We start from the raw sequence: 23,112 nt of genomic DNA on the forward strand, positions 1-23,112 counted from the left end.
TCGCGGGACCTTACGCGGCATGGATGCCGCGTAAGAGCCTACAGGGACGTACTTGCGGCGTGTCCCGCGATGTTGGGCGGGCAAGGGCCCTGCAGCGAATCCACAGCCCCACACGCACCTTCTTGCCAAACAATCAGCGTGCACCAAACAAGCGCTGATCCAGTCGCAACATCACCCACCGCAACGGCGTCCATGCCAGACAGAGCCCGGCAAGAATGCCCAGCGTATCGGCCAGGGCATCGTACGGATCTGCACTGCGATTGGTGGTCAACGCGCCCTGCGCAATCTCGATACCGATCCCCAGCAGCACCAGCCCGAATGCGGCCAGCAACAGCGCGCGACGGGTTGCGAACAACTGCACCGCTCCCCAACTCAGCAGCGCGAAGCTCAGGAAGTGCTCGGCCTTGTCACTGTTGGAGGGCAGCTCGGGAAATTCCGGCGGTGGTCCCAGGCACACCGCGATCAGCACCACGATCGCCGCGATCCACAGCCCCACCCACAGCGCCGGCCGGTGGAACGGCCGCAGCGCCGCCGTCACAGCCGCCACGTGAGATCGCCGGCCAGGAAGGCAGGGGCGAAATCCACCTCGCGCGCAAAACCCATCACCTGGAAACGCTCGCCCATTTCGCTGGGCAAGGTGAGCTGCTTGACCTGCTGCCGCAGGCGCATGCGTCCGACCTCATCGGTGCGCGCATCGGCCTGGGCCAGCAACGCATCCAGGCCATTGCCCAGCAGAAAACTGGCCTGCGTGCAGTAACCGGCCAGCTCGAAACCGGCGCCGGTGCCGGCCTCGGCCAAGGCGGTGAAATCCACCGAGGCGGTCAGGTCCTGCAGACCCGGCCAGCGGTACAGATCCTCGTGCATGCGGTGACGATAGAACGCGCGCAAGGTACCGTCCTCGCGCTGCGCACGATAGAACTCGCCACGCGGGTAACCGTAGTCGACGAACAACATCGCACCGCGTTTCAGGCCACCGGCCACCGCCTGGATCCAGTACGGCAGTTGCGGCAGCAACTCGGAGCGATAGCCATCGGGCAATGGCTGTTCCAGATAGCGCTCCAGATGCCGTACCGCTGCGCTCAACAAGGCATCGGCCGGCTGCTCACCGCGCATGAACTGCTGCTGCGCATCCAGCACCACGGTTTCCTCATACACCTGCCCATCGCGCATCGCAAAGCGTGGCGTGGGCAAGGCATCGATCACCTCGTTGGCGAACAGTACGCCGTCCCAATCGTCGGGGAACGGTGCATCCAGCCACTCGACCAGATCGAACACCGGCGGAATCAGGCTGCGCCCCAGCCGCTCGCGCTGGCGTTCACGCAGGTCGGCGCTGGGTTCGAGAATGGCATAGCGCTCCGGCAGCGCGTCCAGCTCCAGCAGCCGCTTGAGCGTGACCTCGGCAAACGCACCGCTACCGCCCCCCACTTCCAGCACCCGCGCCTGCGGCCCCAGTTGCTGCAGCACCGGCGCCAGCGCGCCGGAGACGGTGGCAGCGAACAGCGGCCCCAGCTCGGGCGCGGTGACGAAATCGCCGGCCTCACCGAACTTGCTCGACCCGGCGCTGTAATAGCCCAAGCCCGGCGCATACAGCGCCAGTTCCATGAAGCGCGAGAACGCAATCGCCCCGCCGGCGGCCTGGATTTCGGCGCGCAGGTGCGCGGCCAAGCGCTCGCTGTGGGCCAGGGCGTCCGGATCGGGAGTGGGAAGGTCGGCGTGCATGCGGGCACCGGTTGCGAAGACAATGCACAGGATAGCCGAGCCCTCCGCAACGCCGAGCGAGTACGCCATGACAGACAGTTCCAAGGTGGTGTTGGTCACCGGCGCAGGCCGCCGCATCGGTGCGCAGATCGCCACCACGCTGCACGCCGCCGGCTATCGCGTGGCCCTGCATGCACACCGCTCCGGCCAGGCGCTGAGCGCGCGCGTGGCTGAGTTGTGCACGCAGCGTGCGGGAAGCGCGTGCGCACTGCAGGCCGACCTGCGCCTGCCGCAGTCGCCCGCCCAGTTGGTGAACGACTGCATCACCGCCTTCGGCCGCCTGGATGCGGTGGTCAACAATGCCTCGGCCTTCTACCCCACCGCACTGGGCCAGGCCACCCCGGCACAATGGGACGAACTGTTCGCGGTCAATGCGCGTGCGCCGTTCTTCATCGCCCAGGCCGCCGCCGCGCAGCTGCGCCAGCACCGCGGTGCCATCGTCAATCTCACCGACCTGCACGCCCAGCAGCCGATGCGCAACCACCCGCTGTATGGCGCCTCCAAGAGCGCGCTGGAAATGCTCACCCGGTCGCTCGCGCTGGAGCTGGCCCCGGAGGTGCGCGTCAATGCGGTGGCGCCCGGCGCGATCCTGTGGCCGGAGGAAGGCAAGGCCAACGAGGCCAAGCAGGCCCTGCTGGCGCGTACGCCGCTGGCGCGGATCGGCACGCCGGAAGAAATCGCCGAAGCAGTGCGCTGGTTGCTGGACGACGCTCGCTTCGTCACTGGCCACACCTTGCATGTGGATGGCGGCCGCCAGCTCAGTTAGCGCGGCTGCTTGCGCCGAGCAAGCAAGCATGGTGCTGCAGCACTACACGTCCAGCTACCGCGCCAGCTCCACCGCCGTGGGCGCAGCATCCAGCTCCACCGTGGTGAACGGAGTGCCGTGCTGCGGATGCGCCTGCCAGAGCGCGGCCAGTGTGTGCCCGCTCAACGGATCCACGAACTCCGGCGCGATATCGGCCAACGGCTTGAGCACGAACGCATGCCTGAGCTCGGGGCGCGGGATGCGCAAATGCCCGGGGCCCTCGACGATGCAATCGCCGAAGAACACCACGTCCACGTCCAGCGTACGGTTGCTGAAGCGCGGCCCGCTGCGGTCGCGGCCATGCGCATCTTCCAGCGCGTGCAACCACCGATCCAGCGCCTGCAGGTCCAGCTCGGTGTGCAGTGCCACCGCGTTGTTGACGAAGTCCGGCCCGTCGAAGCCGACTGCCGGCGTGCGGTACGCCGGAGACACCGTGAGCGGTCCGAAACGCGCGCGCAAGGCCGCCACGGCCAGGCGCAGATAATGGGTCGGCTGGACATTGCTGCCGAGGCTGAGAAGCACGGTGGTCATGCACTATTCGCGCATGCAGCCGGCATCAGCGTCAACTGTTGCAGGTGCACGGATCGGCCTGCGCGCACTCCATGCGTGCGTCAGGCCACTTCCAACGCATGCGCGACCGCGCGGAAGACCCTGCGCATCTCCAGCGGCTTGCGCAACACGTGCACCGGGATGTCGGTGGGAAAATGCACGCGCTGCAGCGGCGTCCCGACGTCTTCAAGCACGATCGCCGGCCCCTGGTAGCCCAGCTCCTGCATGCTCAACAACACGCTCACCGCCGACAGCATCAGGATGTCGCTGTCGATGATGACCAGGTCCGGCATGACGTGCTGCTGCACCAGGTGCAGTGCCGCAGCGCCATCGTTGGCCAGCAGTGGCTGGTAGCCCTGACTGGACAGTGCATTGCCCAGCAGCGACAGGCGCGTGGCCTCGCCATCCACCAGCAGGATGCGCTGGCCTTGGCCCAGCGCAAGCGGCAGCTCGGTATCGACCACCGGCGTGGCGACCGCGCGCATCGGCACCAGCATGTCGAAGCGGGTTCCCTCGCCCAGGCGGCTGTCCACCTGAATGCTGCCGCCATAGCTTTCCACGATGCGCTTGCACGAGATCAGCCCCAGGCCGGTGCCATCGACCTTGGTGGTGAAGAACGGGCTGAACAAGCGTGCCTGGGTCTCATCGCTCATACCCATGCCGGTGTCGGCCACGCGCATGCGCACACGCGTGGCATCGAAGCGGTCGGCCCCAAGTACCAGGGTGCCGCCGCCGGGCATTGCCTGGATCGCGTTCAGGCCCAGGTTGAGCAGGCATTGCTGCAATTCGGTGTAGTTAGCCTCGATGGTCAGATCCGCCGCGATCGGGTCCATCTGCAGGCGCACGCCATCGGGCAGGCTGCTCCTGAGCAGCATCTGCACCCCCTGGAACAGGCTGGCGACGGACACCTGCTCGCGCGGCTTGTTGGAGCCACGCACGAACGACAGCATGGATTCGGCCATCTCGTGCCCGCGCCGGCCGCATTCGGCCACGACGTTGGCCAGCTGCCGCAGTTGCGGATCATCGGTCCGTCCGGCCAGCAGGTCGGGCACGATCAGCAACGGCTGCAGGATGTTGCGCAGATCATGGCTCAACCCGGCCGCCAGCATTGCCAGGCTCTCGAGCCGCTGTGCCCGCATCAGTTCGCTCTCCACGCGCTGGCGTTCCTGCTCGGCACGTGCGTCGCGGATGGCGCGCATCACCGCGCTCGGCAGGCGGGTGGGGTTGTGCTTGATGATGTAGTCGTTGGCGCCATCCTGCAGCGCCTTGACGGCGGTGTCCTCGCCCATAGTGCCGGAGACAAAGATGAAGGGAGTGGCGCCGCCCTGGCGTACCAGACGCAGCGCCTGATGACCGGAAAAACCGGGCATGCTCAGGTCCGACAACACGATGTCCGGCTGGAACGCCTCCAGCGCGCCACACAACGACGGCTCGCTGTCCACACGCTCGAACACCGCGTCGATGCCGGCATCCAGCAGTTGATCGGACAACAGCTCGGCGTCTTCTGGCGAATCTTCCACCAAAAGGATCTTCAGCTGCTCCAGCTTGCCACCCTCATAAGGCATGGTTCAGTCCAGCTCCGGCGCCTGGTTGATGACTGCCCAGAAAGTCCCCAGCGTCTTGACCGCGGTGAAGAACTGGTCCACATCCACCGGCTTGACGACATACGCATTGACGCCCAGATCCCAGCTGCGCGCAAGATCGCTCTCTTCGCGGGAAGAGGACAGGATCACCACTGGCAGCCGCTTGAGCGCTTCGTCGCTGCGCACCTGCTTGAGCACTTCCAGCCCATCCAGGCGCGGCATTTTGATGTCCAGCAGCAGCACCGCCGGCAGGCCTTCTTCGCGGCCGGCGAACGCGCCGCGGCGCAATAGATAATCCATCGCTTCCACGCCATCTTCGACATGCACGATAGGGTTGGCCAAACGGGCTTCACGCAGCGCATCGACCGCCATTTCTGCGTCGGCCGAGCTGTCTTCTGCCAGGAGAATGGTACGAATGGCGCTCATGCAATGAACTCTTGGTTGGGCGCTTCAAGCGCAGGGGGAAGCTCGAAATAAAACGTAGCACCTTCATCGACGGCGCCTTCGGCCCAGATGCGGCCTCCGTGGCGGGCCAACACGCGTCGCACGCTGGCCAGGCCAATCCCGGTGCCGGCGTATTCGCTGGCCTTGTGCAGCCGCTGGAACACGCCGAACAACTTGGGGCTGTATTCCATGTCGAAACCGGCCCCATTGTCGCGCACGCTGAACTGGTGGCCGCCTTCCTGGGTCAGCGCATAGGTGACCTCGATCCGGGCCACCTCGCGCTTGGCGCTGTACTTGACCGCGTTGCCCAGTAGGTTCATCCACAGCTGGCGCATCATGTTTTCGTCGGCCACCAGCACCGGCAACGGCGCGATGTGCCATTCCACGCGATGACCGGTGTTCTCGCTCTGCACGTTCGAATCCAGGATCGCGCGCGTTTCGGCCACCAGCGATTGCATGTCCACCGCCTGCAGCCGCAGCGCACTGCGGCCCAGGCGCGAATACACCAGCAGGTCGTCGATCAGCGAGGCCATGCGCCGCGCCGAGCTGCTGATGACCTCCATGTAATGCCGCGATTTCTCGTCCGCCGCATCGCCCAGGTGGCGTGCCAGCTTGTCCGAGAACCCGGCCACATGGCGCAGCGGCGCGCGCAGGTCGTGCGAGACCGAATAGCTGAAGGCTTCCAGCTCGCGGTTGACCTCCGAGACCTGCTCCACCTTGCCTTCCATCTGCCGGTTGAGTTCCTGGATGCGCAGCTGCGTGGCCTTCTGCACGCTGATGTCGCTGACCGTCATCAGCACCACGTCCTCGTCGGCGGCATCGGGCAGGGGCATGCGCCGCGCGTTGATCAGCATGGTGCGCAGCACGCCGTCGGCGGCACGCTGTTCGTGTTCGAAATCCCACAGCTCGCGGTCGCGCAGCAGCACGTCGGCCAGTCGTTGGTGGAACTGCTGGTCGCGCCAGACGCCATCGCCCACGTCTTCCAGCGCCATCAGCTCGTTGCCGCGTTCTTCCAGCCCGTAGAGTTCGGCGAATGCAGGGTTGTGCAGCACGATGCGCCGGCGCGAGTCCAGCAGCACGATCGGCTCGCGCACGGTCTGCAGCACCGAATTGGCGCGGCCGCTGGCGCGTAGATACTCCTGCTCGGCCGCCAGGCGACGCCGGATCTGCCGTTGCAGCAGCCAGATCACCGAAGTGAGCAGCAGCAGCTGCACCGCCAACGCCGCCCAGCTCAGTACCGCGAAATGCACCCGTTCGGTCTCCGCACGGGCGTTGCGCAACTCCAGCAACCGGCCTTCGGCACCCTGCAATTCGTCGATCAGCACCCGGATCGGGTTGTTGACCGTCATTTCTTCGATCAGCGCGCGGATCCGCACCGGGTCGGTGGTCGCCGCAATGCGTTCGGCCAGCAACAGGCGACGCTCGATCGTGCTCTGGATGCGCCCCATGCGCACCTGCTGCGCCGGGTTGTCGCTGGTCAAGGCGATCAGCCGCGCCACTGCCGCCAGCGCCTCGAACCGGCCGCGGCGCATGCGCTCGACCAGCGCCGGGCGCCCCACGCCATGCGAACGCATCAGCGCGGCAGATTCGGCGTCGCGCATCGCCGCCTCCAGGCGTTGCGCGGTTTCCTGCACGTCGTGGCTGTGGGTGACGCGTACGGCCGCCCGATTGGCATTGCCCGCCATCTGCTGCAGCAGCAGGGCAGGCACCACCACGATCAGGCACACGGCGAACACCAGCGAGGGCATTCGCCAGCGATCCCATTTGTCTGCTTGGACCGTTATCTGCATTGCCAGGTCTGTATCCGCTTGCGGCGTGTTGGCGCGACCCGGCATTGTCTCCGATCCTGGCCGGGTTGAGATGAATTATTCAGCAAAGTCACGTTCGACCACGACATAACTGAATAGGCATAGCATACGTGCAGTCCCCGTGAAAACGGCGAGAGTGCCATCCTTTCCATCGGCCTGTCTTGATGACCGTCGTAACAGCGCTGTGGTGCGGACGACAAAAAAGGCGCACTCCGTGGAGTGCGCCTGGTGTCGGTCCCGCCGCCTCGCCGCAGCGGGACCGGCATTTGCAGCGGTCTTACTTCTTCGCAGTGACCTTCAGGCCGGTCGACTTGACGCTCTTCACGCCTTCGATGCCCTTGGCAACGGCCACTGCCTTGTCGTGTTCGGCCTGGGTGGCAACCGTACCAGTCAGCGTCACGATGCCGTTCTTGGTCTCGACCTTGACGTCGGTGCCGGACACGTTGTCGGTCGCCAGCAGATCGGCCTTGACCTTGGTGGTGATCCAGGTATCGGTCACCGGCTTCTTGGACTCGTTCATGCCGGCGGCATGATCCTTGTGTGCCCCCATGTCCTGCGGAGCGGCGAATGCCTGCGTCGCACCGAGGGTCAGGCCCAGCGACAACGACAGCGCCAGCAGCTTGCGTGCATGCGTGATGTTCTTCATTTCCAGCCACTCCTGTTGAAGGTGGGCCAAGCTTGCAGCGCGTCTCGTCGAGCAGACGTGACTGCCGCATGCAAGGGTTGTGAACCTGGCACACACCGGTCGGTGCACTACCATGCAGGTCTCCTTGATTGTTGCGATGAACCGTTTTCAATGCCTAAACCGTTCAATCTGGCCCTCGTCGGCTACGGCTACGTCGGTCGCACCTTCCATGCACCGCTGATCGCGGCCACACCCGGCCTGCGGCTGCACAGCGTGGTGTCGTCCAGGCCGCAACAGGTGCAGGCCGACCTGCCCGAGGTTGCCGTTCTTGCCGATCTTCACGTCGCTCTGGCCGATCCAGCCCTGGATGCGGTGGTGCTGGCCACGCCCAACCAGACCCACGCCCCATTCGCCCTGCAGGCCTTGGCCGCCGGCAAGCATGTGCTGGTGGACAAACCGTTCGCTTTGGATGCCAGTCAGGCGCGTGCAGTGGTGGACACGGCGGCCGTGGCCGGGCGCATCGTCAGCGTGTTCCAGAACCGCCGCTGGGACGCGGATTTCCTCACCGTGCGTCGGCTGATCGACGAGGGTCATCTGGGCGAGGTGGTGGAATTCCACTCGCATTTCGACCGCTATCGCCCACAGGTGCGCAACCGTTGGCGCGAAAGCGAGATCCCGGGTGCCGGGCTGTGGTACGACCTGGGACCACATCTGCTCGACCAGGCGTTACAGCTGTTCGGCGCGCCACAGGCGATCGCGGCCGACCTGCAGCAGCAACGCAGCCAGGCGCGCAGCGACGACTACTTCCACGTCATCCTGCACTACCCGCGGCGGCGGGTGATCCTGCACGCCGGCTCGTTGGTGGCCGACAACCGGCTGCGCTTTGCGGTGCATGGCACTCGCGGCAGTTATCTCAAACACGGCCTGGATCCGCAGGAAGACCAGCTCCGCGCCGGCCGCCGCCCGGGCACCGCTGGCTGGGGCGTGGACCCTTCGCCCGGCACGCTGACGCGGGTGGATGAAGAAGGCCGCGTGCATACCCATCAACCGGACACCCTGCCTGGCGATTACCGGCAATGCTACGCCGCGTTCCGCGACGCACTGGCCGGCAACGGGCCGGCACCGGTCAGCGTTGCGGATGCGGTGCAGGTGATGCAATTGCTGGAGCTGGCCCAGCAAAGCGCGGCAACCGGCCAGGTGCAATGGTTGGATGGGGTGCGCACCGCCTCGCCGTAGGGGCCGGCTGCGCACCGGCACGCCTGCGGCCGCGCTCATCCAGGGCGGGCGCGGTCCACGCAAGGCGTCTTCATGCCTGCTCGCTGCCGGTCGGTGGCGGCGCGGTGGTGCGCATCACCGCGTGTCCGCCGAACTGGTTGCGCATGGCCGCCAGCAGCTTGTCGGTGAACGAATCCTTGTCGCGCGAGCGCAGCCGTTCCATCAACGACAGCGTGATGACCGGCGCCGAGACCTCCAGATCGATCGCCTCGGCCACCGTCCAGCGGCCCTCGCCCGAATCGGCCACGAACGGCGCAATGCCCCCCATGGTGGGATTGTGGCGCAGCGCATCGGCGGTCAGGTCCAGCAGCCATGAGCGCACGACGCTGCCATCGCGCCAGATTTCCGAAACCTGGTGCAGGTCCAGCGCGAAATCGGTCTTGTGCTGCATCAACGCAAAGCCTTCCGCGTAGGCCTGCATCATTCCGTACTCGATGCCGTTGTGAACCATCTTGGTGAAGTGACCGGCGCCACTGGGGCCCACCCGCCCCCAGCCCTTGTCAGGTGCCGGTGCCAGCGTGGCCAGGATGGGATGCAGGGTGGCCACTGCGGCCTCTTCGCCACCGACCATCAGGCTATAGCCCTCCTGCAGGCCCCACACGCCGCCGCTGGTGCCGCAATCGACAAAGGCAATGCCGCTGGCCTGCAACTGCGCGGCACGGCGCTGCGAATCCTTGTAGTACGAATTGCCGCCATCGATGACGATATCGCCGGCCTGCAACAACGGCAGCAATTGCGCCAGGGTTTCATCGACGATCTTGCCGGCCGGCACCATCAGCCACACCACGCGCGGGCTCGGCAACGCGGACACCAGCAATTCCAACGCGTCTGCAGTCACAATCCCCTTGGCCTGCGCACCGCTGCGCGCGTCGGCGCCCGGATCGTAGCCATGCACGCGGTGCCCGCCGTGTACTAGACGCTCGGCCATGTTGGCGCCCATGCGGCCCAAACCCACCATCCCCAGTTCCATACGTGCTCCTCGTTGTCTGTTCAATGCAGGGTGCCACGCCCGGCCTGCGTCGGCGTGGCGGAATTCTCAATGGATTGTTCCGTGGCGCTGCTGGTGGCGCACTGTTGCAGCTGCCAGTGGATCCAGCGCCAGTACAAGGTGGTGTGCAGATTGTGCAGGGTCAGGTCGATGGCGTAGGGCGTGCGCGGGTTACGGTCCAGCAACCGCGCCACGTGATAGCCGATCGGCTTGATGCCCTTGGGATGCACGTACACCAGAAAGCCCTGGTAGAACGGATCGTCCAGCAGCCGCTGCAACTCCTGCAGCTGCACCTGCTGCGGCGGATCCAGGCTCGCGCGCAACGAGGCGTCGCGCTCGTAGAGCAAGCGTTCGAATCGCCGTTTTCCCGGCCCGCGCAGCGGCTTGGACAATTCCCAGATCCGCCGGTTGAGTGCATCGTAATGCGCAAAGCCGCCATGCTGCGCCAGTGCCTGCGCGGCCGCATCGCTGACATCCACCACCACGAAGTTTTCGGCCTGGTTATGGATATCGTCCAGATAAGCCTTGTCCAATACATGCGCGATGAAACCCGGTGCGCCCACGAAGGCCTGCCGCCCCAGTCGTGAGGTCTTGACCGCCTTGCCATCGGCAAGGAATTCACCAGCGTGCGCGCCAAGCAGAATGCTGTCGGTATCGTGCAGGGTCAGGAAGGTGCCGATCGACAGCTCGCCGGGCGTGAACACCTGGTCGAATCCGGCATCGCCATACAACTGGCGCTGGGTGGCAAGCTGGGCCACCTGCCGCCCTACTCCGCATTCGGAGCGCACATGGCCGCGGTAGAACGCATCCAGTGCCTGCGCGTTGCTGCCGTGTGGTTGATAGCCACGGCCGAAGCTGCGAAACCCGCTCCAGCCCTGCGCCGCCGCGCCACGCCAGCCAAAGCCGATCCAGCCCAGCTGCACCGCCGAAAAACGGTAGTTCGGGTTGTTCTGCAGTTGGGTCACTGCACGCCGTGTTGCGGCCCCGACCTCGAACCCATAGGCGCAATGCGTGGCCGGATCCTCCAGCAACGCCTTGAGGGCGGCACCGCGTTGCGGCGCGCCCCAGCCCGCCGGCAAGGTTGCCTGCAGGTCGCCGGCGGCCTGCGCCTTTGCCAGCGATTCCCGTGTACAGGGTGCGCCGCGCGCAATGACCGGCGCGTCGACCGCTGCCTCGCGAATGGTCCAACCCAGCCGCTGCAACAGCGCCTGGACGCAGTCGGCGCTGGGCGCAGCAGTCGCCGCCTGCAGCGGCTGCGTAGCGACCAGCACGACTGCACAGCACAGCGTCACCAAGCGGGAACGCACGGCATGCCGCGTGGCCACGCAGGTGGAGGAAGAAGCACGCTGCCGGCACAGCTGCTGGAATTTGCTCATTCGCACAACGGCGGGGATTGAAGGCGTTGTTTTCTCGATTACAACGGCAAAGCCCCGGCATGACCGGGGCTTTGCGGATTCACTGCAGCGAACTCAGCGACGTTCGCAGACGCGCTCGACGCGGCGGTTGCCGTTGGCTTGCTGGCGGTTGCCCTGGATGGTGCGGCCTGCCGCGCCACCGGCTACTGCACCGGCGACGGTTGCCAGCTTCTTGCCGTTGCCGCCACCTACCTGGTTGCCCAACAGACCGCCAATGGCCGCCCCGGCCAAGGTGCCGCCGATGCGATTGGGGTCCGTCGAATTCTGCTGCACTTCCACGTTGCGGCAGCGCACGCGCGTACCGTCGGAAAACTTGCGGCCCTCATCGGCTTCCGTGTACGAACCCTGATGCGAGTAACGCTGCGCCTGCGCAAGACTGCTGGTCGCCATCAGGCCGATCATGGTCAGTCCCAGCAGGGATGTCTTGATGTTCATCGTCGGTCTCCATCGTTCTCGCCCGCTCGGCGAGTCATGGCGCGCACTCTGTTCGCCCGGTCGAGAACATCACGTGAAGCGCGCTTACGACTATTCAGGCTTTGGAGCGGAGCATGAACCGAACGTCACGGTTGCGTCGACGGTTCATGCGGCGGTGCCTTGGCCGGCGCCGACGGCGGGTCCTGTGCCTCTACCGGCAAGGGCGCGACCGGGGGCTGCGCCACCTCCGCCGGTGTTGCCGCGGCTGACCCCACCGACGCGTTGGCAGCGGATGGCTGCGCAGGCGGTACGGCGGGCGCGGTTGCTGCAGCGGGTGCTGCCGGCGGACGCGGCGCCATCGCTGCGGGTACTGGCGCCGCCGTGGCGGACACCGCCTGGGTGACTTTGGGCAAGTACGAGGTCAGGCGCTCGAAAAAGCGCTTGTAGAAGGCCGCGTCCTGCACGGTGGTGCTGGACACACGCACCAACGAGTCGCCGCTGCTGCCCACCGGCAACGACAACGACCCCAACATGCCGACCCCGACGCTGGCCGAGGTTGAACTCTTCTTCAAGGCATAGCGATCCTGCAGCGCACTGACGAACACCTGCGCCTTGCCGCCATCCTGGCTGGCGCAGGAAATGCGCAGGTTGAGCTGCTCGCTTTGCTCGGCGTCCTTGAGCTGGAAGTTCTTGCTGCCTTCCACGCCGGTCGCGTCTGCTCGTGTCACCGCATAGCCCTGGCTCAACAGCACGCGTCGTGCCGCCTCGCATGCCTGCGCCGAGGTCGCGGCGACGTTGCGCGAGTAGGTGTCGTCGGAATCGAACGACTCGCGCATCAGCATCGTGTCGCCCTTGCTGCCGCCGCAGCCGGCCAGGGTTGCCAGCGCGCCAAGCAGCGCGCCCTGCGCGATCAGGGAAGTACGAGACATGGGAAGATTCCATCATCCAAAACCGGCCAAAGCATAGCTGCAACCCCTGTGCGCGCGGCGTCGCGCCGTTTGCTCAGGGCATCGGCGGTTCATCCGCTGGCTGGGCACCGCCGCGCGTCATCACCTCCAATGGCGGCGAGGCGGGCGACAGCGGTGCCTCGTCGATGGGGGCAGCATACCCATGCCAGCGTGCTGCCGATCAGAGGCGCGCAGCGTTGGCGCGGGCACGCGCCTGCGCCGGCGCCCACTCCTGCCGCACCGCCCCGTTCTCCCACACCATCACCAGCGCGTCCTCGCTGTCGGCGCTGGCAGCCACCTCGTCCAGCGACGCGCTGCGTTCGCGCAAAATGGTGCCCCATACTTGCGAATGACGCGGTCAATGTCGTAGCGATCCGATACCACCGCCCCGCTGGAACCGGGCCGCGCGAACCGGGTGAGCCGGTTGCGAAAGGTCGTGGTGTGCTGCACATCTTGCAACGGCCACTGCGGGAACTCGCACAGGCCATCGCTGCGGTAAAGCAGCGGTCATCATGGCCGGTTAGTCTCGCGGGGTGTTGTTTCCCCCAATGGAGTTCGCCTGCATGCCACGCCCGATCGCGCAGATGCTACTGCACAGCCTTCTCGCCAGCGTCGCCGTCCTGTGCATCGCCCTGCCCGCGCTGGCGACAACGCCGAGCGCGCCGCTGCGGGTGATGTCGTTCAACGTGCGCGTGCCGGTGGATACCGACGGCGACAAACGTTGGCAGGCGCGTCGCGATGCCATGGTCGCGTTGATCCGTCAGGCGCATCCGGATGTCGTCGGCACCCAAGAGCTGGTGCAGGAGCAGGCACAGTATCTTGCCGCGCACTTGCCGGCCTACCGCTGGTTCGGCAAGGGACGTCGCGCCGATGGCGGCGATGAGCACATGGGCGTGTTCTATGACAACCGCGTGCTGACGGTGGTCGAATCGGGCGACTTCTGGCTGTCGGAAACACCCAACGTGCCCGGGAGCAGCAGCTGGGGCACGGACCTACCGCGCATGGTCACCTGGGCGCTGTTCGAGCGTCGTGGCGACAAGCGCCGGTTCTACCTGTTCAACACGCATCTGCCGCACCGCGATGCAGATGAGCCGGCCCGCGAACAAGGTGCCCGACTGATCCTGTCGCGCATCGCACAGCTGCCCGCGGACATCCCGGTGGTGGTGACCGGCGATTTCAACAGCGATCCGGACAAGCGCGCCTACCCCGCGCTCACCGCCGTGCTGGGCGATGCACGCGTGCGTGCGCCCAGCCGCAGCGGGCCGGAAAACACCTTCCAGGATTTCAGCACCCACCCCACCCGGCGGATCGACTGGATCCTGTTCCGCGGCTTGACGCCCACCCGCTTCGCCACCCTGGACGACCGCCCCGGCGGCATCCTGCCCTCGGATCACTCTCCGGTGCTGGCCGAATTCAACTGGCCGCGCTGATCGTCCACACGCATCCCGCGCACCGCACCGACACCGACCGAACGCACACGCGCCCAGCGCCGCTCAGCGCCGGCCTAGCCCTGCCCGGGTCGCGTTGTTGGCCTGCAGCCAGTCCAGCAGCGTCTGCAGGATCGCCGACGGGGTGTCCCGCCAGACGATGGACAGCGCGCGCTGCGCCCAGGCCTCGTCCAGCGGCACGGCCACCAACTGTTGCCCGGCCCTGGAACAGGCCAGTGCGGCATGCGGCACGATGGCCACGCCCACCCCGCGCGCCAGCATGCGGCACAGCGTGTCGATACCCGGCACGCGCGCACGGATGCGCAACTGCACGCCGGCCCTGGCCAGGTGGGTGCGCAGGTGACGCTGCAGGGCATTGTCGGCCGACAGCGCCAACAACTGCATGTCCGCGATGTCGGCCAGGCGCAGCACGCGGGTGCCGGCCAGCGGATGGCTGGCCGCCATTGCCACCACCAGGCGATCCTCGCGGAACGGACGACGTTGCAGGCCAGTGAAGTCCGCATGCCCCGCCACCACCGCCAGGTCGGCACGTTCATCGCGCACCGCATCGGCCGCCTCCTCGCTGCCGCACTCGGCCAGGATCAGATCGACCCGCGGATGCGCCAGCAGGAAATCGGCCACGCATTCGGGCAGCCATTCGGACAGTGCCGCCGTATTGGCGGCCAGCCGTAGCGTGACCTGCCCGCCCGGTCCGTAGTCGCCCAGCTCGCTGCGCATCGCCTGCTCCTGCCGTGCCAGCACCCGCGCGTGCCGCAGCAGCACCTGGCCGGCGGCGGTCAGCGTGACCCCGCGCCGGCCGCGTTCGAACACGGCCGCTCCCAGCCGCAGCTCGAGCGCGCGAATGCGTGCGCTGGCCGCCGCCAGCGAGAGCGCCACCCGATCGGCGCCGGCGGTGATGCTGCCGGCCTCGGCCACCGCCACGAAGATCCGCAGATCGACGAACTCTACCTGCATGCCACGCCCCAGCCTTCGGTTGGGACGAAGTCTGCCTCAAACAAACACAGCTTGTCGGGCAGCCACCGGCGGCCGGATGCTCGTCGGCATGCCTGCAGACTTATCTCACTGGTTCCTGATCGCCGCCGTATTCGTGCTTGCCGGCGCGGTGAAGGGCGTTGCCGGGATGGGGCTACCGACGGTCGCCATGGGACTGCTCGGCCTGTGGCTGCCGCCGGCACAGGCCGCCGCGCTGCTGGTGCTGCCTTCGCTGGTGACGAATCTACAACAGGCGTGGGGGGCGCACCCCGTGGCCCTGCTGCGGCGGCTCTGGCCCCTGCTCGCCATGGTGGTGGCGGGTACCTGGCTCAGCGTGGGGGTGATGATCGACGGCGATCCCCGGCGCCTGCGCGCCGGCCTGGGCGTGCTGCTGGTGCTCTACTCCCTGCTCGGCCTTGCCCGCTGGCAGTGGACGCTGCCCGCGCGCCACGAACGCTGGGCCGGGCCGCTGACGGGACTGGCCAGCGGCCTGCTCAGCGGCGCCACCGGCGTGCTGGTCCTACCGGTGGTGCCCTACCTCTCTGCGCTGGACCTGCCGCGCGAGCTGCTGATCCGCGCGCTGGCATGCTGCTTCGGAACAGCCACGTTGGCGCTGGCGATCGCGCTGGTGTGGCGCGGCGGCATCCCACTGACGGCCGGCCTGCCGTCGCTGCTGGCGCTGCTGCCGACCGCACTGGGGCTGTGGGCAGGCAGCCGGGTCCGCCGCCGCATCTCCGCCGACATGTTCCGGCGGGTCTTCTTCGGCACGCTGTTGGCGCTGGGCCTGCAAGCCTGCTGGCAGGCGCTGGGTTGATGTTGCCAAACGGCGTTGTCCGGCAGCGGCATCGTCGGCCAGCGCGTTGGCTCAAGAAAAACGCCACCGGCAAGCGGTGGCGTCGAGGTCATACACAGCGCCGGGGGCTCAGTCGGCCCAGCTTCCGGGCGCGGTGGACTGCGGCAGCACCTGCGCCGACAACGGCCGGTCCTGCGACAGCAGACCCAGCGCATCGGCCAGGATCGCCGCCGATTCGTGCAGCAGCGGATCCGGGCGCTTCTCGGCGGCCTTCTCGCGCGCGGTGTCCTTGACGATGTCGCGCTCGTTGCCGGTCAACCCGTCGTCGGTGTCATCGGCCAGCGGGTCCAGCGGCAGCCCCAGCTGCTTACGAATCTGCTGGCGGTCCTTGCGTTGCTGGTCCTGCTTCTTGCGCTCGGCCAGACGCTCGGCTTCGTTCAACGAGATGTACTTCTTGGCCTTCTCGTCGCGGAACTGCTTGACGTCTTCTTCCCACCACTGGAACTCCTTGTCGCTGGCGATGCGCGTGGAGTGCAGTGTCTGCAGCTTGGGCAGCAAGGGCGCAAAGTTGCCGTACTGGGTATGCGGCACGGCGGCGATGCGCGTCCACGGCAAGGCGTTGTCGTAGGTGCTTTCGCCAAACTCGGTCGCGTCCACGCTGGCCGGGAAAGCAATGTCCGGCACCACGCCCTTGTGCTGGGTGCTGGAGCCGCTGATGCGGAAGAACTGCGCAATCGTCAGCTTGACCTGCCCATAGCGCTGGCCTTCGGCAGCCGGCCAGCGGTCCAGGTCGACGATATTCTGCACCGTCCCCTTGCCGAAGCTGGTTTCGCCGATCACCAGGCCGCGGCCATAGTCCTGGATGGCACCGGCGAAGATCTCCGAGGCCGAGGCCGAGCCACGGTTGATGAGGACCCCCAGCGGACCATCCCAGGCCACCTTGGGATTGCTGTCGCCGTTGACGGTGACCCGGCCGCCGGATTCGCGCACCTGCACCACCGGGCCTTGTTCAATGAACAGGCCGGTCAGTTCGATGGCTTCGTCCAGCGAGCCGCCGCCGTTGTTGCGCAGGTCCAGCACCACTCCGTCGACCTTGTCGGTCTTGAAGCCGGCCAGCAGCTTGGCGACATCGCGCGTGGCCGAGGCGTAGTCGGTGGCATTGCGGCGGCGCCCCTCGAAATCCTGGTAGAAGCCCGGCAGCTTGATGATGCCGACACGCCGCTCCGGCTCGCTACCCTTGGCTGGCAGGGTGATGGTTTCGCCCTTGGCGGCCTGCTCGGCCAGGCGGACCTTCTGCCGGGTCAGGGTCAGGGTGCGGTGCGCACCGTCGATGCCCAACTCGGCCGGGATGTACTCCAGGCGCACCTGGGTGTCCTTGCTGCCCTTGATCTTTTCCACCACGTCATCGATGCGCCAGCCGATGACGTCCTCGATCACGCCACTCTTGCCCTGCCCCACGCCCACGATGCGATCGCCCGGCTTCAGCGTTCCGTTCACGGCCGCCGGGCCGCCCGGGATCACCTCGCGGATCACCACCATGTCTTCCTGCTTCTGCAGCTGCGCGCCGATGCCTTCCAGCGACAGCGACATCTGCTGGTTGAAGCGTTCGGCCGTGCGCGGGGTGAAGTAGTCGGTGTGCGGATCCACCGCGTTGGTATAAGCGTTGACGAAGAACTGGAACACGTCCTCGCCCTTGAGCTCGTTGACCGAATCGGCCAGCGTGGCGTACCGCTTGTCCAGGGTCTTGCGGATGTCGTCGGGCTTCTTGCCGGCCAGCTTCAGGCGCAGCCAGTCGTTCATCACCGACTGCCGCCACAGTGCATCCAGCTGCTTGTCATCGGCCGCCCACGGCACGTCCTTGCGGTCGTACTCGAACTTGTCATTGCCGGTGAAATCGAAATCCTGCTTGAGCAGATCGCGCGCGTACTTGACGCGCTGGTCGACCCGCTTCTTGTAGACCGAAAACACCTGGAACGCCGGCTCCAGCTTGCCGCCCTGCAAGGCGTCGCCCACGCCCGCCTTCAGCGACGCGAAGCTGTCGACATCGGCCTGGGTGAAGAACTGTTTGCCGCCATCCAGGGTTTCCAGGTAGCGCTTGAACACGTCCTGCGCCATCGCCTCGTCCAGGCTGCGTGGGCGGTAGGCATAGCGGCTGTCCGAGAGCAGCCCGTAGACAAGCTTGGTCGCGGTCGCCTGCTCAGGCGTGGCGGCTGCCGGCAGCGCAGTATCGGCACGTGCGAGCAAGGCCATCGGCGTGGTCAACACCAGCGCGAGCAGGCCGGCCTTCATGGACGCAGAAACGTTATAGGTCATCGAATGGCTCTCGGCGCAGGGCCGACAAAGAGGCGGTGAACGGGTCCGACAGCAAGACAGTGCCGAAAGTTGCCGCCATTGTCATCTGCCTGAACCAGCCTAGCGTCGGGCCCGTAGTGAATTGTGAACGCGACCGCACCCCGCACACGCGGCGCCGACGGCAGCAACGACACGGCCCCGCACTGGGGGCCGTTGACGGTGATGCAGATTGCGCGATACGGGCCTGGCACGCGTGGCCGCACGCAACCGGCGACAAGGCCGGGCAGGATGACCGCGGCGCAGGACACACGCAGCGGCGCGTGGACTGCGACTTGCCTCAGGCCGCGACGCCGGCGCCGGCTGCCTGCCGGTCGGCGTGATACGACGAGCGCACCATCGGGCCAGACGCGACATGGCTGAAGCCCAGCGCGTTGCCGTAGTCGTCCAGCGCCTTGTATTCCTCCGGCGTCCAGTAGCGCATCACCGGGTGATGGTGCGGAGTCGGCTGCAGGTACTGGCCGATGGTAATCATGTCCACATCGTGCGCGCGCAGATCGCGCAAGGTGGCCTGCACCTGTTCCATGGTTTCGCCCAGCCCGAGCATGATGCCGGACTTGGTGGCGATGGACGGATGCTGCGCCTTGAAGCGCTGCAGCAGGGTCAGCGACCACTGGTAATCCGCGCCGGGGCGCACGTTCGGATACAGGTCCGGCACGGTTTCGATGTTGTGGTTGAACACATCCGGCGGGCTGAGCGCCAGGATCTCCAGCGCGCGGTCCATGCGGCCCTTGCCGCGGAAATCCGGGGTCAGGATCTCGATGCGGGTGTTGGGCGAACTGGCGCGGATGGCGGCGATGCAATCCACGAAATGCTGCGCACCGCCGTCACGTAGATCGTCGCGGTCCACGCTGGTCACCACCACGTATTTCAGGCCCATGTCGGCCACGGTGGTGGCCAGGCTGGCCGGCTCGTTGGCATCGGGCGGCTTGGGCCGGCCGTGCGCCACATCGCAGAACGAGCAGCGCCGCGTGCATACCTCGCCCAGGATCATGAAGGTGGCCGTGCCGTGGCTGAAGCACTCGTGGATATTCGGGCAGCTGGCTTCTTCGCAGACGGTGACCAGGCGGTTTTCGCGCAGCTTGGCCTTGAGGTTCTGCACCGCGTTGCCGGAGGGAATCCGCACGCGGATCCACGACGGCTTGCGCAGCACCGGCGCATCGACGAACTGCACCGGCGAGCGGTTGATCTTGTCGCCACCGATCTGCTTGACGCCGGTCTGCAGCGGCGCAGGCGCGGCGGTGTCGCCGGAGACGACCTGCAAGGGAATGGAACGGGCGATAGGCTGGGTCATGACGGTACGGGCGCTCAGGCCGGAAGCGAAAGGTCGGGCAATGCGGAAACGGGCTGCAGCACGAGGCCGAACTGGCGCGCCAGTTGCTCGAGCAGCACCGCCTTGACGGCGTCCATCCCGGAGGGGCCGCCCAAGTCTAGCACCGAGGTCACCCGCAGGCCCTGGTAGCCACAGGGGTTGATGCGCTGGAACGGCTCCAAGTCCATCGCCACGTTGAACGACAAACCGTGGAAGGTGCAGCCACGGCGCACCCGGATGCCGAGCGCGGCGATCTTGGCCCCGCCCACGTAAACGCCGGGTGCGCCGTCGTGGCGCTCGGCCAGGATGTTCCACTCCTCCAGCGTGTCGATCAGTGCCTGCTCGATCTTGCAGACATAGTCGCGCACGCCGATCCTGAGCCGGCGCAGGTCCAGCAGCGGGTAGACCACCAACTGCCCGGGGCCGTGATAGGTCACCTGGCCGCCGCGATCGACCTGCAACACCGGGATCTGCCCCGGTGCCAGGACGTGTTCGGGTTTGCCTGCCTGGCCCAGGGTGAACACCGGCGCGTGTTCGACCACCCACACCTCATCGGCAGTGTGCTCGTCGCGCGCATCGGTGAAACGCTGCATTGCACGCCACACCGGGGCATAGTCCTGACGACCGAGCGCACGCAGCATCGCCGGCACGCCGGCGGCCGCTACAGCGTCCACTTCACTTCCGGATGCTCGCGCAGCGCCTGGTGTGCGGCGTCGAATTGCTCGCGGTTTTCGGCGCGGAAACCGATCTTGACCGAGACGTACTTGCCGCTGGAGGAATGTTTCCAGCTGATGCTTTCCTGCAGCAATTCCACGCCAGTGGCGGCGAGCAGGCGCGGCAGCTCCGCTTCCAGGCCACGGCCGGCCGCGCCCATGGCGCTGAGCTCGAAGGTGCCGGGAAACTGGAAGCCGTGATCGGGGTTGTCAGAGCGGATGTCCATCGCCCCACTATCGGGCCGGCGGCAGGCAAACCCAAGGGTGGTTGCGCCGCTGCGGCAGTGTGGTGATCGCGCAGGATCCACCCACGCCTGTCCATCCAGCGGCGTGGCGCGCGTCGGCGCTGCCTCGACGCATCGTGGGTGCGAGATCGCCATTTCACGCAATGCAGCGTCAGCGCGCGGCATCTTCGGGCACACATGCCTCCTTCCAATCGCAGGCCCTACATGCTTCCAGTGCGCGTGTTGTCCGCAGCCCTGCTGCTCTCCCTCACAGGTCTATCGGCCTCGGCTGTGGCGGCGGATCAGTGCGATTCCAGCCGGCTGGGTCGCACGCCGCCGGCGATCAACTTCCGGGTCGACAACGACCTGCTGGGCGGTGAAGACCAGGACCAGGGATATTCCAACGGTGCGGTGCTGACATTGGTGTCGCCCAACCTGGTCGACTACACCGACGACCCTTGCCTGCCGCGCACGGCGCGCTGGCTCAATCGCTATCTCGAACGGCTGCATCCGGGCGAGTTCGACCAGCAGAACATGGTGTTCTCGCTTGGACAGGCGATCTTCACCCCCACCGACTTCACCCGCCGCGACGTGGTGCCCGACGATCGCCCGTATGCGGGCATCCTGCTGGCGAGCTTCGGCTACAACGCGCGCAACGATGCGCACCTGCGCACGACCCAATTGCAGGTCGGCGTGGTTGGTCCGTGGGCCTTTGCGCAGGAGGCGCAGGATGCAATCCACGATCTGCTGGGCGACGAGAAGTTCCAGGGCTGGGACAACCAGTTGCACAACGAGCCACTGGTCAATCTGGTCCATGAACGCATGCGTCGATGGCCCTCCGACGCCAGCGGCAATGCCGATGGATTCGGATGGGATTTCATTTCGCACTGGGGCGGGGCGGTGGGCAACATGGCCACCTATCTGAATGCTGGCGGCGAGGCGCGTTTTGGCTGGAAGCTGCCCGATGATTTCGGCAGCACCCCGACCCGGCCGGCCGGCGAGAACACCGCACCCAGCCGCCTGGGCCGCGCCAGTGGCTGGTCGGGGCACCTGTTCGTGACCTCCGATGCGCGTTGGGTACTCCGCGACATCACCCTGGACGGCAACTCCTTCCGCAACAGCCACAGCGTGGACAAGCGACCGTTCGTGGCCGATGTCGGCTACGGGTTGGCGGTGATGCATGGCCGTTGGAAGTTCGCCCTGGCCCGTTACCACCGCACCCGCGAATTCGACACCCAGCGACAGACGCCGGTGTACGGAAGTTTCACCATCAGCCGGATGCTTTGACGGCTGGGAATGGGGAATCGGGAATGGGGAATCGCAAGAGCCAAGGCTGTGCTCTGGCTTCTACCGATTCCCGATTCCCGATTCCCGAAAAAAAAGCCGGCTTTCGCCGGCTTTCTTTTTATTCCGATTCCCACCACATCCAGAACGCATCCCAGAGGCGCTTGAAGAATCCGCCCTCCTCGACCGCGTTGATGGCTACCAGCGGGGCCTGGGCGATGATCTTGCCGTCCAGGCTGACCTTGACGGTACCGACCTGCTGGCCCTGCTTGATCGGCGCCTGCAGGTTCTTGGGCACTTCCATGCTGGGCTTGAGGTCGTTGTAGCGGCCGCGCTGCAGGCTGACCAGCAGCGGCTGGGCCACGCCCAGCTGCACTTCGTCCTGCGCACCCTTCCAGACCTTCTGCTTGGTCACCACCTTGCCCGGTGCATACAGGCTGTGGGCCTCGAAGAAGCGGAAGCCCCAGTTGAGCAGCGCCAGGCTATCGTCGGCGCGCTGGCGCTCGGAGCTGTCGCCCATGACCACCGCGACCAGGCGCTGGTCGCCGCGCTTGGCCGAGCTCAGCAGGCAGTAGCCGGCTTCGGAGGTGTGGCCGGTCTTGATGCCGTCCACGGCCGGGTCGCGCCACAGCAGCAGGTTGCGGTTGTTCTGCTTGATGCTGCCGACCTGGAATTCCTTGATCTTGTTGTAGGCGTAGGTTTCCGGGTAATCGCGCACCATCGCGCGGCCCAGCAGGGCCAGGTCGTAGGCAGTGGAATGGTGGCCTTCGGCGCTCAGGCCGTGCGCGTTGACGAAGTACGAGTTCTTCATGCCGATCTTGGCGGCGTAGCTGTTCATCAGCGAGGCGAAGGCTTCTTCGCTGCCGGCCACATGCTCGGCCAGTGCGATCGCCGCGTCGTTACCGGACTGGATCGCCATGCCCTTTTCCATGTCTTCCAGACGCGCGGTCTGGTTGACCGGGAAGCCGCTATAGCTGCCATCGGTGCCGGCGCCACCTTCGCGCCAGGCGCGCTCGCTCATCATGACCTGGTCGTCGCGGGTGACCTTTCCGTTCTTGATCTCGGCGGCCACCACGTAAGAGGTCATCACCTTGGTGATGGAGGCCGGCGCCAATTGCTGGTGTATGTTCTCACCGGCCAGCACCTGGCCGGTGGCGTAGTCCATCAGGATCCAGGACTTGGACACGGCCGGCGCGGGCGCGGGCGGAACCGGCAATGCAGCCGGGGCAGCAGGCGCGGCGGCCGCAGCGGGCATCGGCTGCGGCGCGGGCGTCTGGGCGCAGACCAGGCCGAAGGCGAACGTGGCCACGGCAGCGGCGGCGAAGCGGAATTTCATTGAAGAACGACTCCTGACGGGCCCGAAGGCTGGGTGATGCGAAATTGTAAAGCGCTGCAGCAATGAGGGC

Annotated in this window: 23 protein-coding genes; 5 read left to right on the top strand and 18 right to left on the bottom strand. The window is 66.5% G+C overall.

Annotated elements, in window-relative coordinates; genetic code table 11:
* Positions 1–133: 133 nt before the first annotated feature.
* Together XcuCFBP2542_RS04550 and XcuCFBP2542_RS04555 are read right to left on the bottom strand one after the other, a co-directional pair.
* A complete protein-coding gene (locus XcuCFBP2542_RS04550) occupies positions 134–547 on the bottom strand; it encodes a VanZ family protein (RefSeq protein WP_104602427.1) in 414 nt (137 codons plus the stop codon).
* Entirely contained in the window at positions 535–1,788 is a 1,254-nt protein-coding gene (locus XcuCFBP2542_RS04555) for a class I SAM-dependent methyltransferase (RefSeq protein WP_208800398.1), read from the bottom strand. Before XcuCFBP2542_RS04555 ends, XcuCFBP2542_RS04550 begins: the two co-directional genes overlap by 13 nt.
* On the opposite strand from XcuCFBP2542_RS04555, the gene XcuCFBP2542_RS04560 reads away from it, so the two are divergent.
* Positions 1,787–2,524: a pteridine reductase gene (locus XcuCFBP2542_RS04560; RefSeq protein WP_104602428.1), complete on the top strand. Its 738-nt coding sequence runs from the start codon at positions 1,787–1,789 to the stop codon at positions 2,522–2,524. The genes XcuCFBP2542_RS04555 and XcuCFBP2542_RS04560 overlap by 2 nt on opposite strands.
* 54 nt (positions 2,525–2,578) lie before the next feature.
* Here XcuCFBP2542_RS04560 and folK read toward each other — a convergent pair whose 3' ends face one another.
* The 5 genes from folK to XcuCFBP2542_RS04585 all read right to left on the bottom strand — a co-directional run bounded on the left by folK (position 2,579) and on the right by XcuCFBP2542_RS04585 (position 7,593).
* On the bottom strand, positions 2,579–3,094 hold the full coding sequence (gene folK / locus XcuCFBP2542_RS04565) for a 2-amino-4-hydroxy-6-hydroxymethyldihydropteridine diphosphokinase (protein ID WP_104602429.1): 516 nt from the start codon (positions 3,092–3,094) through the stop codon (positions 2,579–2,581).
* Positions 3,095–3,174: 80 nt separating this feature from the next.
* Positions 3,175–4,677, bottom strand: a complete 1,503-nt coding sequence (locus tag XcuCFBP2542_RS04570; protein ID WP_104602430.1) for an ATP-binding response regulator — start codon at positions 4,675–4,677, stop codon at positions 3,175–3,177.
* A 3-nt stretch (positions 4,678–4,680) separates the two neighbouring features.
* Positions 4,681–5,121 carry a response regulator gene (locus XcuCFBP2542_RS04575; RefSeq protein WP_104602431.1) on the bottom strand — a complete coding sequence of 147 codons (441 nt, stop codon included), beginning with the start codon at positions 5,119–5,121 and terminating at the stop codon, positions 4,681–4,683.
* The gene (locus XcuCFBP2542_RS04580; RefSeq protein ID WP_104602501.1) at positions 5,118–6,929 is read right to left on the bottom strand and encodes a sensor histidine kinase; all 1,812 of its coding nucleotides are present in this window, start codon (positions 6,927–6,929) and stop codon (positions 5,118–5,120) included. The genes XcuCFBP2542_RS04575 and XcuCFBP2542_RS04580 overlap by 4 nt, the downstream gene beginning before the upstream one ends.
* A gap of 295 nt (positions 6,930–7,224) precedes the next feature.
* Positions 7,225–7,593, bottom strand: coding sequence for a BON domain-containing protein (locus XcuCFBP2542_RS04585; RefSeq protein WP_170066948.1), 369 nt, complete (start codon positions 7,591–7,593; stop codon positions 7,225–7,227).
* Between the two features lie 150 nt (positions 7,594–7,743).
* Here XcuCFBP2542_RS04585 and XcuCFBP2542_RS04590 point away from each other — a divergent pair, with 150 nt between their 5' ends.
* The gene (locus XcuCFBP2542_RS04590) at positions 7,744–8,808 is read left to right on the top strand and encodes an oxidoreductase (RefSeq protein ID WP_104602432.1); all 1,065 of its coding nucleotides are present in this window, start codon (positions 7,744–7,746) and stop codon (positions 8,806–8,808) included.
* A 70-nt stretch (positions 8,809–8,878) separates the two neighbouring features.
* Here XcuCFBP2542_RS04590 and gnd read toward each other — a convergent pair whose 3' ends face one another.
* The 5 genes from gnd to XcuCFBP2542_RS19535 all read right to left on the bottom strand — a co-directional run bounded on the left by gnd (position 8,879) and on the right by XcuCFBP2542_RS19535 (position 12,939).
* Positions 8,879–9,817 carry a phosphogluconate dehydrogenase (NAD(+)-dependent, decarboxylating) gene (gnd, locus tag XcuCFBP2542_RS04595; protein ID WP_104602433.1) on the bottom strand — a complete coding sequence of 313 codons (939 nt, stop codon included), beginning with the start codon at positions 9,815–9,817 and terminating at the stop codon, positions 8,879–8,881.
* Positions 9,818–9,837: 20 nt separating this feature from the next.
* Positions 9,838–11,160, bottom strand: a complete 1,323-nt coding sequence (locus XcuCFBP2542_RS04600; RefSeq protein ID WP_104602503.1) for a hypothetical protein — start codon at positions 11,158–11,160, stop codon at positions 9,838–9,840.
* Between the two features lie 144 nt (positions 11,161–11,304).
* Entirely contained in the window at positions 11,305–11,685 is a 381-nt protein-coding gene (locus XcuCFBP2542_RS04605) for a glycine zipper 2TM domain-containing protein (RefSeq protein WP_104602434.1), read from the bottom strand.
* Between the two features lie 125 nt (positions 11,686–11,810).
* Positions 11,811–12,593 carry a DUF2242 domain-containing protein gene (locus XcuCFBP2542_RS04610; protein ID WP_104602435.1) on the bottom strand — a complete coding sequence of 261 codons (783 nt, stop codon included), beginning with the start codon at positions 12,591–12,593 and terminating at the stop codon, positions 11,811–11,813.
* 199 nt (positions 12,594–12,792) lie between these two features.
* The gene (locus XcuCFBP2542_RS19535) at positions 12,793–12,939 is read right to left on the bottom strand and encodes a hypothetical protein (RefSeq protein WP_158251431.1); all 147 of its coding nucleotides are present in this window, start codon (positions 12,937–12,939) and stop codon (positions 12,793–12,795) included.
* Positions 12,940–13,174: 235 nt separating this feature from the next.
* Between XcuCFBP2542_RS19535 and XcuCFBP2542_RS04615 the strand changes: the two genes are divergently transcribed.
* Positions 13,175–14,041, top strand: coding sequence for an endonuclease/exonuclease/phosphatase family protein (locus XcuCFBP2542_RS04615; protein ID WP_104602504.1), 867 nt, complete (start codon positions 13,175–13,177; stop codon positions 14,039–14,041).
* 63 nt (positions 14,042–14,104) lie between these two features.
* Here the strand turns inward: XcuCFBP2542_RS04615 and XcuCFBP2542_RS04620 are convergent, their stop codons facing one another.
* The gene (locus XcuCFBP2542_RS04620) at positions 14,105–15,013 is read right to left on the bottom strand and encodes a LysR substrate-binding domain-containing protein (RefSeq protein WP_104602436.1); all 909 of its coding nucleotides are present in this window, start codon (positions 15,011–15,013) and stop codon (positions 14,105–14,107) included.
* An 88-nt stretch (positions 15,014–15,101) separates the two neighbouring features.
* Here XcuCFBP2542_RS04620 and XcuCFBP2542_RS04625 point away from each other — a divergent pair, with 88 nt between their 5' ends.
* Complete coding sequence (locus XcuCFBP2542_RS04625) at positions 15,102–15,845, top strand: sulfite exporter TauE/SafE family protein (protein ID WP_104602505.1); 744 nt, start codon at positions 15,102–15,104, stop codon at positions 15,843–15,845.
* 108 nt (positions 15,846–15,953) lie between these two features.
* On the opposite strand, the gene XcuCFBP2542_RS04630 is transcribed toward XcuCFBP2542_RS04625, so the two are convergent.
* The 4 genes from XcuCFBP2542_RS04630 to XcuCFBP2542_RS04645 form a co-directional block, all read right to left on the bottom strand.
* Positions 15,954–18,113 (bottom strand): carboxy terminal-processing peptidase, encoded by a 2,160-nt coding sequence (locus XcuCFBP2542_RS04630; protein ID WP_208800710.1) that lies wholly within the window; start codon positions 18,111–18,113, stop codon positions 15,954–15,956.
* Positions 18,114–18,453: 340 nt separating this feature from the next.
* Entirely contained in the window at positions 18,454–19,467 is a 1,014-nt protein-coding gene (gene lipA / locus XcuCFBP2542_RS04635; protein WP_104602438.1) for a lipoyl synthase, read from the bottom strand.
* Between the two features lie 14 nt (positions 19,468–19,481).
* Entirely contained in the window at positions 19,482–20,159 is a 678-nt protein-coding gene (lipB, locus tag XcuCFBP2542_RS04640) for a lipoyl(octanoyl) transferase LipB (protein ID WP_372372309.1), read from the bottom strand.
* A complete protein-coding gene (locus XcuCFBP2542_RS04645; protein ID WP_104602439.1) occupies positions 20,147–20,425 on the bottom strand; it encodes a YbeD family protein in 279 nt (92 codons plus the stop codon). The genes lipB and XcuCFBP2542_RS04645 overlap by 13 nt, the downstream gene beginning before the upstream one ends.
* A gap of 222 nt (positions 20,426–20,647) precedes the next feature.
* Here XcuCFBP2542_RS04645 and XcuCFBP2542_RS04650 point away from each other — a divergent pair, with 222 nt between their 5' ends.
* Positions 20,648–21,709 (top strand): lipid A deacylase LpxR family protein, encoded by a 1,062-nt coding sequence (locus XcuCFBP2542_RS04650; protein ID WP_104602440.1) that lies wholly within the window; start codon positions 20,648–20,650, stop codon positions 21,707–21,709.
* A 118-nt stretch (positions 21,710–21,827) separates the two neighbouring features.
* Here the strand turns inward: XcuCFBP2542_RS04650 and XcuCFBP2542_RS04655 are convergent, their stop codons facing one another.
* Entirely contained in the window at positions 21,828–23,042 is a 1,215-nt protein-coding gene (locus tag XcuCFBP2542_RS04655) for a D-alanyl-D-alanine carboxypeptidase family protein (RefSeq protein ID WP_104602441.1), read from the bottom strand.
* Positions 23,043–23,112 lie beyond the last annotated feature (70 nt).

This window comes from Xanthomonas cucurbitae, assembly GCF_002939885.1.
Classification (GTDB): Bacteria; Pseudomonadota; Gammaproteobacteria; order Xanthomonadales; family Xanthomonadaceae; genus Xanthomonas; species Xanthomonas cucurbitae.